The sequence below is a fragment of the uncultured Tepidimonas sp. genome (genome assembly GCF_938045175.1).
Classification (GTDB): Bacteria; Pseudomonadota; Gammaproteobacteria; order Burkholderiales; family Burkholderiaceae_C; genus Tepidimonas.
Genome location: NZ_CALIND010000111.1, coordinates 1 through 13,505 on the forward strand (window position 1 = coordinate 1; position 13,505 = coordinate 13,505).

Below are 13,505 nucleotides of genomic sequence, written 5' to 3' on the forward strand. Positions count from 1 at the left end.
GGGAATGCCCAGACTGCCCTGCGTGACCAGCTCCAGCCCCAGCGGCGCGAACAAGGCCTGCAACTCCGCCAGCTTGCCCGCGTTGTTGGACGCCAGCACCAGACGGCGCGGTATGACCGGTGCGGTCATCGCCTCACCCCACCTCGGCGCCCGCCAGCACCGCACGCTGCAGGGCGATGAGTTGCTGGATGCCGCGCTCGGCCAGCTCGAGCAGACGCTGCAACGCCTCACGGCCAAAAGGCTCGCCCTCGGCCGTGCCCTGCACCTCGACATACTGCCCGGCCCCGGTCATGACGACGTTCATGTCGGTCGCGCAGCCCGCGTCCTCCACGTAGTCCAGATCGAGCACCGGCACGCCGTCCACGATGCCCACCGACACCGCCGCCACCGGGTGCCGGATCGGGTTGCGCTCGAGCTTGCCTTCCGCCAGCAGGCGCTGCACCGCATCGTGCGCGGCCACGTAGGCGCCGGTGATGGCGGCGGTGCGCGTGCCGCCATCGGCCTGCAGCACGTCGCAGTCCAGCGTCAGTGTGCGCTCGCCCAACGCCGCCAGGTCGAATACCGCACGCAGCGAGCGGCCAATGAGGCGCTGGATCTCCTGCGTGCGGCCGCTTTGTTTGCCGCGCGCCGCCTCGCGCTCGCTGCGGGTGTGGGTCGAGCGCGGCAGCATGCCGTACTCCGCCGTCACCCAGCCCTCGCCGCTGCCTTTTTTGTGCGGCGGCACGCGCTCTTCCACCGACGCCGTGCACAGCACGCGCGTGCGGCCGAACTCGATCAACACCGATCCCTCGGCGTGGACGGTGTAGCCGCGGGTGATGCGCACCGGGCGCAATTCGTCGGGGGCGCGGCCGTCGTGGCGGCGCTGGGCACTGGCTGTCAGAAACGTGTCGTCGGTCATGGAAAGGGTCGAAGTTCAAGAGGGGCGCTTGCGCTCCGGTCGCGTCGGCACCTGGGCCGGGGGTGTCTGGCGCCGGGTGCGACGGATGGCGTCGTTGATTTCGGCAATGGTACGCTCGATCTCGGCGTCGTCGAGCTCGGCAGCGGGCAATCCCTCAGCCGGCAGCGGGGCGGGTGCAGCCGCCGCGTGCGCCAGCCACGCCGGCTCGAGCACCTGAGTGGAGGGAAATCCATCGTCGGCCTGCCACTCCAGCCCGATGAGCGAGACGTTGTCACCGTGCCGCCCGCCCCGCCGCACGGCCAGCTCGGACAGCTGCGCCACCGCATCGGCCAGCGGCACCCCATACAGGCCGGCGGCCAGGTCGTCGTCGTCCATCACTGCCCACAGCCCGTCGGAGCACAACAGCACGCGATCGCCATGCCGCAACGCCACCGGCCCCAGCACATCGTACAGCGGCGGCGTGTCCGATCCCAGACAGGTGAACAACACGCTGCGGGACACGCTGGCGGGCCGCGTGGCGAACAGCTCCGGCTTGTCGTGGTAGCTGTGGTCGCGCGTGCGCGCGACCAACCGCCCGTCCCGCGCCCAGTACAGGCGCGAGTCGCCGCTGTGCAGCGCGGTCAGCTCGCCGTCCTGCACCACGGCAGCCACGACCGTCGTGCGGGGATGCTCGGTGCGGTGATGCGCGTGGGCAAAATCGACGATGGCCTGGCTGGCTTGCATCACGGTCGCCTCCAGAAACGCCCGGGGGTCGGCCAGCTTCGGGACGGCTTGCCCGACGAAAGCTTGCACGAAGGTGCGCACCGCGATGTCCGCCGCCTGGTCCCCGTCGGGATGCCCCCCCATGCCGTCGGCCAGCACCAGCAGCACGGCCTGTCGGGTGTAGGTGTAGCCCACGCGGTCTTCGTTGCGCGCCCGCCCGCCGATGTGGCTGGCCTGGTAGACGGAAAACTTCACGGCGGCTCCAGAAAGCTGGAACGCTGACTCTGCGGGGTGGCCGCCGACGCCGTGCGCGTCAGACCGAGACGGTCACGCCAGCGCTGCCACCACGGCGCCGCGACCGCCTCCTCGGGCGAGTCCTCGCGCGCCAGCTCGCGTTGCAGTGCAAACACCGACTGCGGCCGCGACAGGGGGTCGAGCGCCATGCACCACTGCACCACCTGGATCAGGTTGTCCGAGTACACCCCGCGCAAGCGGGCCAGCGAGGCCGGCAGCCGGTCCTTGTCCTGGCGCTGGGGCGCATCGTGCGGCGGATAGCCCTGCATGCACGCGTACAGGCAGGCGCCGATGGCGTAGATGTCGGTCCACGGCCCCAACCCCGCTCCCCCGGTGCGGCGGTACATCTCGGGCGCGGCAAAGCCGGGGGTGTACATGGGCCGCACGAACGTGCCTTCGGTGTTGAGCACCTCGCGCGCCGCGCCGAAGTCGATCAGCACCGCGCGGTTGTCGTCCGTGATGAAAATGTTGGCCGGCTTGATGTCGAGGTGCAGCATCTTGTGCTGGTGCACGATGCGCAACCCGCGCAAAATCTCGTCGAAAAGCGAGCGTATGGTCGCTTCGCGCAGCACCTTTTTGCGCTGCCGACTGCGTGCGGCGACGATGAACTCCTGCAGCGATGCGCCGCGCAGGTAGTCCATCACCATGTAGACAGTCTCGTTTTCGCGAAAGAAATTGAGGACGCCCACGACCGCCGGGTGCGAAATTTGCGCCAGTGCGCGGCCTTCCTCGAAAAAGCTGCGCAGGCCCAAGCGATACAAGGCTTGTTTGTCCGGCGCCACGACCGGCAGCAGCTCGCCGGGGGCTCGCATCGCGAGCGAGGCCGGCAGATACTCCTTGATCGCGACCTCCTGGCCATGGGCGTCGAGGGCCAGATAGACCAGCCCGAAGCCGCCCGCTGCCAGCAGGCGCACGATCCGGTAGCCGCCGATCACGGTGTCTGGCGGCAGGGGAGCTGGCTTGGTCTTTGACATAATCGGTGCATGCGCAACCCCCGCCCCCAGCGACCGACGCCGCCCGCGGGGCCGCCCTCCATCTGAAATGCCAATGCCAGTGTACAGCATGACCGGCTATGCCACGGGGCAAACCGACCCCGCAGCGGCACGGGCCGACACCGATGCCCCCCAGCGCGCGATGGGTACCATCGGGTTAGAGGTGCGCGCCGTCAACAGCCGCTTTCTGGACCTGTCGCTGCGCCTACCCGACGAGCTGCGTACTGCCGAGCCCGCCTTGCGCGAGTGTGTCGCGGTACGCGTGCGGCGCGGCAAGGTGGAACTGCGCGCCTGGATCGAGCAACGGGGCGAGGCAGCGCTGCGCGCGCCCAGCGCGGCCGAGCTGCAGCGGCTGTCGGGCGTACAGGAGCAAGTGCAGGCCTGGCTGCCGCAGGCGCGGGGACTCTCGGTGGCCGAAGTGCTGCAGCTCGCCCAGCGCGGAAATGCCTCTGGTACGGATTGGCGTGAGCCGCTGCTCGCACTGGCGCAGCGCGTGCTCGATGACTTCAACGCGGCGCGTGAACGGGAGGGCGCGCGGCTGGTAGCGATGCTGAGGGACCGGGTGGCGCAACTGCGCGCGCTCGCCGAGCAGGCCGCCCCCCTCGTGCCGCAGGTCGTGGCACAGCAGCGGGAGCGCTTCTTGCAGCGTTTTCACGATGCGCTGGGTGCCACGCCAGCCGACCCCGCTGCGCTGCAGGAGCGCGCGTTGGCCGAAGCGGCGGCCTTCGCCGTGCGGGTGGACGTGGCCGAGGAGCTTACCCGGCTGCAGTCACACCTGACGGAAATCGAGCGGCTGCTCGAGCGCGGCGGCGAGGTCGGCAAGCGGCTCGACTTCCTGATCCAAGAGCTGCACCGCGAAGCCAACACGCTGGGCTCGAAGTCGGCCAGCCTCGAACTCACGCGCCTGTCGGTCGACATGAAAGTGCTGATCGAGCAGCTGCGCGAACAGGTCCAAAACCTCGAATGAACCGCATGGATTACCCTGGCAATCTGTTCGTCGTGGCCGCACCCAGCGGCACCGGCAAGTCCAGCCTGGTCAAGGCGCTGCTCGAGGTCGACTCGCGCATGGAGCTGTCGGTCTCGCACACCACGCGCGCGCCGCGCGGGCAGGAGGTGCACGGGCGCGAGTACTACTTCGTCAGCGACGACGAGTTCGACCGCATGATCGAGGCCGACGCCTTCGTCGAGTGGGCGCAGGTGCACAACCGGCGCTACGGCACATCGCGCAAAGCTATCGAAGACAAGATCGCGGCCGGCGCCGACATCGTGCTCGAGATCGACTACCAGGGCGCGCTGCAGATCCGTCGCCAGTTTGCCAACGCGGTGCTGATTTTCATCTTGCCGCCCAGTTGGGACGAGCTGCGGCGCCGGCTGCAGCGCCGCGGCGAAGACAGCGATGACGTCATCGAGCTGCGCCTGCGCAACGCGGCGCAGGAGATGGCCCACGTCCACGAATTCGACTACGTTATAATCAATGAGGTTTTCGAGCGCGCGCTGTTCGACCTCAAAACGATCACGCACTCGCAGCGGCTGCGGGTAGCGGCACAGCGGCGCGCCCGGGCCGAGGTCTTTCAGGCCTTGGGCATTCCCCAACCCCCTACTTGCTAACTGCCGGAGGTTTCCATGGCACGCATCACCGTCGAGGATTGCCTGGAGAAGATTCCGAACCGCTTCCAGCTCGTGCTCGCGGCCACTTACCGCGCGCGCATGCTCAACCAAGGCCACGCGCCCAAGATCGAATCCCGCAACAAACCCGCCGTGACGGCCCTGCGAGAAATCGCCGCTGGGCTGGTCGGGCTCGAGATGCTGCGCAAGGTCCCGGTCTGACCGGCGCGCGTGCGCGCAAAACCAGGCGCTCACACCGAGCGCCTTTTTTGTTTACATTAGCAGGGTGAGTGTCGAAACCCTAAGCTTAGCCGTTGGCACCTCATTCGGCGCCCGTCCGCCCGCCACGCCCCCTCAGGCAGCGGCGAGTGCGGCAGCGGCCAGCTTTGCGGCACTCGAGTCCCGGCTGGGTTATCTGTCCGCGCACGAGGTCGAGCAGGTACGCCAGGCGTACCGCTTCGCCGACCAGGCCCACCTGGGCCAGATGCGCAAAAACGGTGACCCCTACATCACACACCCGATCGCGGTCGCGCAGCTGTGCACCGAATGGAAGCTCGACGCGCAGGCCCTGTGTGCAGCCCTGCTGCATGACGTGCTGGAGGACTGTGGCGTCTCCAAAGCCGAATTGACCGAGCGCTTCGGCGCCGCGGTTGCCGACCTGGTCGATGGCCTGACCAAGCTGGACAAGCTGGCGTTCGATAGCCGCGAGCAAGGCCAGGCGGAGTCGTTTCGCAAAATGCTGCTGGCCATGGCGCGCGACGTGCGCGTCATCCTCATCAAGCTGGCCGACCGGCTGCACAACATGCGCACCATGGGCGACATGCCGCGCCACAAATGGGCGCGCATCGCACGCGAGACGCTCGACATCTACGCCCCGATCGCGCACCGTCTCGGGCTCAACAATCTCTATCGCGAGCTGCAGGACCTGGCGTTTCGCTACCTGCATCCTTGGCGCTACCAGGCGCTGTCCAAGGCCCTGGCGCGCTCGCGTGCACGTCGCCACGACTTGATCGCTCGCGTGCAAGGCGAGGTCGAGGCCGCGTTTCGCGACAGCGGCCTGGATGTGCACATCACCGGGCGCGAAAAAACCCTGTACTCCATCTACCGCAAGATGGATACCAAACACCTGTCATTCGCACAGGTGACCGACATCTACGGCTTTCGCATCATCGTCCCGCAGGTGCTGGACTGCTACACCGCGCTGGGCGTGTTGCACCAGCTCTACAAGCCCCTGCCGGGCAAGTTTCGGGACTACATCGCCATCCCCAAGGTCAACGGCTACCAGTCGCTGCACACGACGCTGGTCGGGCCGTTCGGCACGGCAATCGAATTTCAGCTGCGCACGCCCACCATGGATGTGGTGGCTGAATCCGGCATCGCCGCGCACTGGCTGTACAAGGTCGGTGAGGCGGGAGACGCCTCGGCACAGACGCTCAACGCGCAGTGGCTGCAGTCGCTGCTCGACATCCAGCAAGAGACCAAGGATTCGGGCGAATTCTGGGACCACGTGCGCATCGACCTCTTTCCGGACTCCGTCTACGTCTTCACGCCCAAGAGCAAGATCCTGGCGCTGCCCCGGGGGGCCACGGCGGTCGACTTCGCCTACGCCATCCACAGCGACGTCGGCCACCGCGCCATCGGTGCCACGGTCAATGGCGAGCAGGTACCGCTGCGCACCGAACTGCACAACGGCGACGTGGTGGAAATCACCACCTCGCCGCACGCCAAACCCAACCCTGCGTGGCTCGGTTTCGTCAAGACCGGCCGCGCGCGCTCCAAGATCCGTCATTACCTCAAGACGCTGGCCCAAGAAGAATCGCGCGCCTTGGGCGAGCGCCTGCTGCAACAGGCGTTGCGCGCGGAAGGTATTCCCAACCTGCCGACGGAGGACGCGGCGGGTCAGCCGATCTGGGACAAGCTGCTGCGCTTCACCGGTAACCGCACGCGCGACGAGCTGTTGATCGACATCGGCCTCGGGCGCCGCATCGCGGGCATGGTGGGAAAGAAGCTCGCCGCGCTGATGGCCGAAGCCGGCACTCGCCCCGACGTGCTGCTCATCAGCCAGGAGCGCTTTGGCACCCCGACCGAGGACCAACCCAGCCAGGGCGTGGTCACGCTCGATGGCAGTGAAGGCGCGTCCGTGGTCTACGCGCCGTGCTGCCGGCCGATCCCCGGTGACCGCATCGTCGGCTACCTGGGCCGCGGTGAGGGGCTGGCCGTGCACACCGAGGACTGCCCGGTCGTGCGCCGGCTGCTGCACCGCGACCGCGAACGTTTTCTCGAAGTCGAGTGGGCCGAGGATCTCACCCGCCCGTTCGAGTCGACGGTCGTCGTGACCGTCAGCAACGGCAAAGGTGTGCTGGCGCGTGTGGCGGCCGCCATCGCCACCGCTGAAGCCGACATCACCCACATCCACATGGGTGACGAGGCCGCCCAGTCCACCACCGAGCTGCGCTTCACGATCGCGGTGCGCGACCGCGTGCATCTGGCGCAGGTCTTGCGACAGCTGCGCCGCACGCCATCGGTGTTGCGTGCGCAGCGCCAGCGGCCCGCGCGATCGGCCGACGCCGGCCAGTGACGCGCGCACACGGCACGACTGGCGCTGCGGCGACGCTCAAGACGGTGTGCCACCGTCAGGCGCGGGGTACTGCACGCGCACGATTTCGAGCACCTCCACCCCGGCGGGCGTGCGCAAGCGCACCTCGTCGCCTTCGCGCGCCTTGAGCAGCGCCTGGGCGACGGGCGAAATCCAGCTCACTTGGCCCTGGCGGCTGTCCGCCTCGTCGATGCCGAGGATGGTCACCGTCTCTTCGCTGCCATCGGCGCGGGCGAAGGTGACCGTGGCGCCAAAAAACACCTGGTCCTTGCCGTGGTGCACGCTGGGATCGACGACCTCGGCGCGCTCGAGCCGCTTGGTCAGAAAACGGATGCGGCGATCGATCTCGCGCAGGCGCTTCTTGCCGTAGAGGTAGTCGCCGTTTTCCGAGCGGTCGCCGTTGCTGGCCGCCCAGGACACGGTTTCGACCACGCGCGGCCGCTCCTCGTCGATGAGGTGCATCAGCTCCGCGCGCAGCCGGGCGTAACCCGCGGGCGTCATGTAGTTGCGGCTGCCCTGGGGCAGGCGCGCCTCGGGCAGATCGTCCTCGTCGTCGGTGTCGAGTTCCTTGGTGAATGCCTTGCTCATGGGGCGAACCTTACACCAGCGCCAGCCGATCGGCGCGGCGCGCGGCTTGCTACCATCACGCCATGCCAACCAACCACAGGGAGAACCCCAGCACCGACGCCGTCAGCGGCCCGGGTAGCCGCCCCCACGGTGGCGCGCCGGCCTCCGGCCTGGTGGTGGTGCACGGCAACCGGGCCGAGCGCCTGCTCGAGGTGGCGCTGCAGTGGAACCGGCAACAGCCCCTACCGCCGCTGGACAACGACGTCTGGCTCGTGCCGTCGCACGGCGTGGGGCAGTGGATCCGGCAGACCATGGCTGCCGCGCCGGGCGGCATCGCCGCCGGGGTCGAGTGGCTGTTGCCCGCGCAATGGCTGTGGCAAGCCTACCGCGCGGTGCTCGGCACCGACGCCGTGCCCGACACCCCGGTGCTGGCCGAAGGGCCACTGACGTGGCGCCTGTGGCGCCTGTTGCCCACCTTGACGGACGAACCCTTTGCCCCCCTGCGCGCCTATCTGGCCAACGACACGGACGGCCGCAAGCGCGGACAACTGGCGCACCGGCTGGCCGACCTGTACGACCAGTACCAGGTCTACCGCGCCGACTGGCTGGCCGACTGGGCAGCGGGCCGCGACCAGTGGCGCGACGCTCACGGCCGCGCACACCCGCTGGCCCCGGAGCAGCAGTGGCAGTCCGCCTTGTGGCGGCGCATCCGCGCCGACCTCGGCGCCGACGCCCAATCCATCCCCAGTGCCAGCCGCGCCGACATTCATGCAGCCTTTATGGCCGCTGCCCTTGCAGGATGCGGCGAGCGCCCCCCGGGGCTGCCCTCGCGGCTGACCGTCTTTGGGCTCAGCGCGCTGCCGCCACCCGTGCTGGAGGCGCTGGCCGTGGCGGCACGTTGGCTGCCCATCTTGGTCTGCGTGCTCAACCCGTGTCAGTATTACTGGGCCGACACCGTCCCTGACGCGGCCTGGCTGGCCCGCATCGACGAGCGTTGGCGCGAACGCGCAGCGCGCCGCCCCGGCAGCCCCGCACAGCTGGACGAAGGCACGCTCGCCCAACACAGCCACCCGCTGCTTGCGGCCTGGGGCCGCCAGGGGCGCGACTTCATTGCGCTGCTGCAGGCGCACGAAGACCGGCCGCTGCGCGATGCGCTGGATGCGCAGCTGCGCGCGTGGGGCAACCGTGTCGACCTGTTCGACGCGCTGCCAGACGGCGCCGAAGCGGCGTCCGAGCGCGCCACGCTGCTGGCCCAGCTGCAAGACGACATCCTGCATGGCCGTCCGCTGGCCGAGACACGGCAGCGCTGGTCAGCGGTCGATCCCACCCGCGACGATTCGCTGCGCTTTCACGTCTGCCACACCGCGCTGCGCGAGGTGGAGGTGCTGCACGATCAGGTGCTGGCCGAGCTGCACCGCGACCCGACGCTGCAGCCGCGCGACATTCTGGTGATGGTGCCGGACGTGGCCGTTTATGCACCGCTGTTTCACGCCGTCTTCGGCCGCATCCCGCGCCACGATCCGCGCCATGTGCCCTACACTATCAGCGACTGGGTCGAAGACGCCGGCACGCGCCTGCAGCAAGCCGTCGCCGAGCTGCTGGCGCTGCCGCGCAGACGCCTGGGCGCGAGCGAGGTGCTGGGCTGGCTCGACGTGCCAGCGTTCGCGCGCCGCTTCCGGATCACCCTCGACCAGCGCGAACGGCTGCAGCGCTGGATCGCCGACGCTGGCATCCGCTGGGGAATCGACGTCGCCCACCGCGTGCAGCTGGGCCTGGTGGATCCGGCCGATGCGCACGCGGCGCGGCTGAGCTGGCGCGACGGCCTGCAGCGGCTCTGGCTGGGCTATGTCCTCGGCCCCGACGACACCGAATGGCGCGGCAGCGTGCCCGTGGGCGGCGTCTCGCCGCTGGAAGTCGACGGCATCGAGCGCCTGCAAACCGTGATCGATACCCTGCAGCGGCTGACGCACAGCCTGGCCACACCGACCGACGCGGCTGCTTGGGTGCCGCGGCTGCTGGCGTTGCTCGACGACTGCTTCGACGTCGACGCCCCCCAGGCCGACCCCGCGGAAGTGCGCGCGCTGCAACGGCTGCGCAGCGCGGCGCTGGAGTGGGGCCTGGAGGCCGCTGCCGCCGGGTCAGAACCACTGCCCTTGGCCGTGGTGGCCGAAGCGTGGCTCGCGCGCGCCGCCCTGCCCCCGCCACGGCAGCGCTTTCTCAACGGCACGCTCACCGTCGCGACGCTGCTGCCCATGCGGGCGGTGCCGTTTCGCGTCATCCACCTGCTGGGCATGGACGATGCGTCCTACCCGCGGCGGCACACGGCGGACGACTTCGACCTCATGGCCTTGCACCCACGCCCGGGTGACCGGCAGCGCCGCCACGAGGACCAGTACCTGTTTCTGGAGGCCTTGCTGTCGGCGCGCGAGCGGCTGACGTTGTCGTGGGTGGGTCACAGCCCGGTGGACGACGGCGAGCGCGCCCCGTCCGCGCTGGTCGCACAGCTGCGCCAGCACATCGCCGCCGGCTGGCGGCTGACCGGGTGCGACCGGGACGATGCTGGGGACGCGCTGCTGGCGGCGCTGACCACCCGGCACCGCCTGCAGCCCTTCGATGCGGCCTACTTTCCCGCCACGCCCGACCCCCGGCAGCCGCCCCCGCCCGGCCTGCCGTGGTTCAGCTACGCGCACGAGTGGCTGCCCGCGCGCCAGCCGCGCGACGACGCCGCGACACTGCCGCCGTGGACACCCGACGCCCCGCTGGACACCGCCCAGCTCGGCGCCTTCTTGCGCAACCCGGCACGGGCGTTCTTTCAACAGCGCCTGCGCGTCCATTTGGCCGACGCGGCACCGGCCGATGACGACCGCGACATCCTCGAACCCGACGGCCTGAGCCGCTGGCGCATGGATACGGCGTGGGTGGCGGCCGTGGTGCGTCAGGCGCGCGCCGGTGCGCCGCTCAAGGCCGCGCTGGCCGCAGCCGAGGCCGTCTGGCGTCGCGCCATCGCCCGTGGCGAGTGGCCACCCGGCACGTTTGGCGACACCCTCGCCGGCGACTGGAACACGCAAGCCAGGCGCGTCTGGTCCCTGGCGGGTGAATTTTTCCGCCGCCACCCCCTGGCGCAGACCCAGCCCGACTGGCTGGACGAACCTGCCCCCGGGTGCGACCCCGTGGTGCGCGTGCGCGATGCGCTCGGACCCGTCCACCGCGCCGAGGACGGCACGCGCGCGCGGCTGCTGTGGCAAGGCAGCGCCGTCATCGAGAACCCATCGGGCAACGGCGGGCAGTACCGGCTGCACACGCTCACCTCGGCCTGGGTGCAGCACCTGGCCCACCACCGCGCCGGCGGGCCACTGGCCACCTGGGTACTCAGCCCACGCGGGGCGGTTGTGTTGTCGCCCCTGTCACCAGAGCAGGCCGATGCCGCTTGGGAGTCCCTGCTGCGCCACTGGTGGGCCGGCATGTCTGCTCCCTGCCGGTTCGAACCCAAGAGTGCCGCCGCCTGGCTGCGCAACGAAGAACGCGCCGGTGCCCGCGCCGCGTGGCTCGCGGCGCGCCTGGTCTACGAAGGCAACGAGCACCAGCGCGGCGTGCTCGACACCGACCCCGACTGGCGGCGCGCCTGCCCCGATTTCGCCGCCCTGGCCGGGCCACTGGATGGTGCCGAGCACAGCCCGCTGGCGCAGACGGCGCGCGCGCTGCTGCGGCCGCTGCGCGACGCCCTGTCATCACCCCCTCGCCACGACGCCGACGATCAGCCATGAGCACCGTGCACGACCTGCGATCCATCGGGGACTTTCCGCTGCAGGGCAGCCAGCTCATCGAAGCCAGCGCCGGCACCGGCAAAACCTGGACCATCGCCATGCTTTACCTGCGGCTGGTGCTGGGGCCACATCCGGGCGCGGCGGCCATCGAGCGGGCGCTGCACCCGCGCGAGATTCTGGTCGTCACCTTCACCGACGCCGCGACCCAGGAGCTGAAAAACCGCATCCGGCAGCGCCTGGCCGAGGCGGCCTCGGTCTTTCGCGACGGGCAGCGCGACCCCGACGCCTGGCCCGAAGCGCTGCAGCCCATCGCCGCGCTGCGCGCCCTGTACCCACCAACGGACTGGCCGGCGCTGGCCCAGCGGTTGCAATATGCCGCCGACGCGATGGACGAAGCCGCCATCGCCACCCTGCACGGCTGGTGCCAGCGCGTACTGCGCGAGCAGGCATTCGCCAGCGGCACGCCGTTCACGCTCACGCTCGTGCCCGACCCAGCCGACGCCATCGAGGAAGCGGCCGCCGACCTGTGGCGCCTGCAAATCCAGCCGCTGCCTGCAGAGTTGGCCCGCTGGGTAGCGCAGACCTGGACCGGCCCGCAGGCGCTGGCGGCCGAGGTGCGCCCACTGCTGCCCCACGCCGACCGCTGGCACGCCACCGACCCACCGCTGGCCGACACCCCGGTCGCCGAGGGACTGGCACGCGCCCTGGACGCGCGCCAGGCGGCGCTCGTCGCGCTCAAGACACCCTGGGTGTCGCACGCGCAAGCCGCGCTGGAGGCGCTCGACGCCGGCATCCTGCCCAAAACACTGGGACGGCGCAGCGACGTCGAGCGCTGGCTGAACACCCTGCAGCGCTGGGCGCAGGATCCGGACGACGACCAACCCCCGAAACTGGGCACGGGCCTCGGGCGCTTGCGCCGCGACTGGCTGCAGGCCCAGTATCCGGACGGTGCCATCCCCCCCGCGGTCGCCGCGCTGGCGATCTGGGATGGCATCCCCGCGCTGCTCGAGGCGTTGCCGCGCCTGCCCTCGCCGCTGGGCTGGCTGTGGCGCCACGCGGCCGTTTGGGTGCAGCGCCGCATCGCCGAGCAATGGGCGCAGCGCGACCAGGTGGACTTCGACGGCTTGCTGCGCCGCCTGGCCCAGGCCTTGGATGGCCCCACTGGCGCGGCACTGGCGGCGCGCGCGCGCGCGCGCTGGCCGGTCGCGCTGGTGGACGAATTTCAGGACACCGACCCCACCCAGCTGCACATCCTCGACCGCATCTACACCCTGGCGCAGCCGGCGCCCCATACCGCCCTCATCCTCATCGGCGACCCCAAGCAAGCCATCTACGCCTTTCGGCAAGCCGACATCCACAGTTACCTGTTGGCGCGCCGCGCGTGCAGCGGGCGGCTGTGGCGGCTCGACACCAACCGCCGCTCCAGCGCCGACATGGTCGCCGCGGTCAACCACGTCTTTGACCACGCGCAGGCGCGGCGGGCCGAGGGGGCGTTTCTGTTTCGCCGCGGGGACGACGATCCGCTGCCCTTCGTGCCCGTGCAGGCCGAGGGGCGAGCACCCCCATGGACGCGGGGGCCCGGCGGCCCTGCGCTGCCCGCGCTGATCCTGGCGCACGTGCGGCCAGGCGCTGAGCCGTGGTCGAAAGAGCGCCTGCGCGACGCCGTGGCCGACGCCTGCGCCAACCAAGTGGTGCAGTGGCTGCAACAGGCCAGCGAACACCGGCTGGGCTGGTCGACCGGCGACGGCTGGCGCCCGCTGCGTCCTGCCGACATCGCCATCCTGGTCAACGACCGGTACGAGGCGCAGGCGCTGCAGCGGGCGCTGCGCCAGTGCGGCCTGGCCAGCGTCTATCGGTCCGACCGGGAGTCGGTCTACGCCAGCCCTGAAGCCGAAGACCTGGCGCACTGGCTGCACGCCTGTGCCCACCCGCGCGACGGCGACGCCATCCGGGCCGCGCTGGCCACCGCCAGCCTGGATCTGACGCCTGCCGACATCGAGCGCCTGACCAGCGACGATGGTGCATGGGAGCAGACGATCGAGCGCTTCGAGCGCTACCACGACCTGTGGCAGCGCCACGGCGTGCTG

At 70.2% G+C, this 13,505-nt stretch carries 10 protein-coding genes and 1 pseudogene; 6 read left to right on the forward strand and 5 right to left on the reverse strand.

The window, feature by feature from the left end:
- From Q0716_RS05850 to Q0716_RS05865, 4 genes and pseudogenes are all read right to left on the reverse strand, one after another.
- Positions 1 to 129, reverse strand: a pseudogene (locus tag Q0716_RS05850) (non-canonical purine NTP pyrophosphatase); the annotation flags it as partial.
- Positions 130 to 133: 4 nt separating this feature from the next.
- Complete coding sequence (gene rph, locus Q0716_RS05855; RefSeq protein ID WP_299020763.1) at positions 134 to 898, reverse strand: ribonuclease PH; 765 nt, start codon at positions 896 to 898, stop codon at positions 134 to 136.
- A 15-nt stretch (positions 899 to 913) separates the two neighbouring features.
- Entirely contained in the window at positions 914 to 1,855 is a 942-nt protein-coding gene (locus Q0716_RS05860; protein WP_299020764.1) for a PP2C family serine/threonine-protein phosphatase, read from the reverse strand.
- Positions 1,852 to 2,868: a serine/threonine-protein kinase gene (locus tag Q0716_RS05865; RefSeq protein ID WP_299020765.1), complete on the reverse strand. Its 1,017-nt coding sequence runs from the start codon at positions 2,866 to 2,868 to the stop codon at positions 1,852 to 1,854. Before Q0716_RS05865 ends, Q0716_RS05860 begins: the two co-directional genes overlap by 4 nt.
- A 73-nt stretch (positions 2,869 to 2,941) precedes the next feature.
- On the opposite strand from Q0716_RS05865, the gene Q0716_RS05870 reads away from it, so the two are divergent.
- The 4 genes from Q0716_RS05870 to Q0716_RS05885 all read left to right on the forward strand — a co-directional run bounded on the left by Q0716_RS05870 (position 2,942) and on the right by Q0716_RS05885 (position 7,069).
- On the forward strand, positions 2,942 to 3,853 hold the full coding sequence (locus Q0716_RS05870) for a YicC/YloC family endoribonuclease (protein WP_299020766.1): 912 nt from the start codon (positions 2,942 to 2,944) through the stop codon (positions 3,851 to 3,853).
- A 5-nt stretch (positions 3,854 to 3,858) separates the two neighbouring features.
- Positions 3,859 to 4,494 carry a guanylate kinase gene (gene gmk, locus Q0716_RS05875; RefSeq protein ID WP_299020767.1) on the forward strand — a complete coding sequence of 212 codons (636 nt, stop codon included), beginning with the start codon at positions 3,859 to 3,861 and terminating at the stop codon, positions 4,492 to 4,494.
- Positions 4,495 to 4,509: 15 nt separating this feature from the next.
- Positions 4,510 to 4,713 carry a DNA-directed RNA polymerase subunit omega gene (rpoZ, locus tag Q0716_RS05880; protein ID WP_299020768.1) on the forward strand — a complete coding sequence of 68 codons (204 nt, stop codon included), beginning with the start codon at positions 4,510 to 4,512 and terminating at the stop codon, positions 4,711 to 4,713.
- A gap of 64 nt (positions 4,714 to 4,777) precedes the next feature.
- The gene (locus Q0716_RS05885; protein WP_299020770.1) at positions 4,778 to 7,069 is read left to right on the forward strand and encodes a bifunctional (p)ppGpp synthetase/guanosine-3',5'-bis(diphosphate) 3'-pyrophosphohydrolase; all 2,292 of its coding nucleotides are present in this window, start codon (positions 4,778 to 4,780) and stop codon (positions 7,067 to 7,069) included.
- A gap of 36 nt (positions 7,070 to 7,105) precedes the next feature.
- On the opposite strand, the gene greB is transcribed toward Q0716_RS05885, so the two are convergent.
- On the reverse strand, positions 7,106 to 7,675 hold the full coding sequence (greB, locus tag Q0716_RS05890) for a transcription elongation factor GreB (RefSeq protein ID WP_299020772.1): 570 nt from the start codon (positions 7,673 to 7,675) through the stop codon (positions 7,106 to 7,108).
- A gap of 62 nt (positions 7,676 to 7,737) precedes the next feature.
- Between greB and recC the strand changes: the two genes are divergently transcribed.
- Complete coding sequence (gene recC, locus Q0716_RS05895; protein WP_299020773.1) at positions 7,738 to 11,418, forward strand: exodeoxyribonuclease V subunit gamma; 3,681 nt, start codon at positions 7,738 to 7,740, stop codon at positions 11,416 to 11,418.
- The coding region (locus Q0716_RS05900) for a UvrD-helicase domain-containing protein (RefSeq protein ID WP_299020776.1) at positions 11,415 to 13,505 on the forward strand (2,091 nt) is incomplete at its 3' end. The genes recC and Q0716_RS05900, both read left to right, overlap by 4 nt.

Bases quoted from the DNA above. Each gene is read 5' to 3' on its own strand.
- rph (WP_299020763.1), bottom strand. From the start codon at position 898: ATGACCGACGACACGTTTCTGACAGCCAGTGCCCAGCGCCGCCACGAC.
- Q0716_RS05865 (WP_299020765.1), bottom strand. From the start codon at position 2,868: ATGTCAAAGACCAAGCCAGCTCCCCTGCCGCCAGACACCGTGATCGGC.
- Q0716_RS05870 (WP_299020766.1), top strand. From the start codon at position 2,942: ATGCCAGTGTACAGCATGACCGGCTATGCCACGGGGCAAACCGACCCC.
- gmk (WP_299020767.1), top strand. From the start codon at position 3,859: ATGGATTACCCTGGCAATCTGTTCGTCGTGGCCGCACCCAGCGGCACC.
- rpoZ (WP_299020768.1), top strand. From the start codon at position 4,510: ATGGCACGCATCACCGTCGAGGATTGCCTGGAGAAGATTCCGAACCGC.
- greB (WP_299020772.1), bottom strand. From the start codon at position 7,675: ATGAGCAAGGCATTCACCAAGGAACTCGACACCGACGACGAGGACGAT.
- recC (WP_299020773.1), top strand. From the start codon at position 7,738: ATGCCAACCAACCACAGGGAGAACCCCAGCACCGACGCCGTCAGCGGC.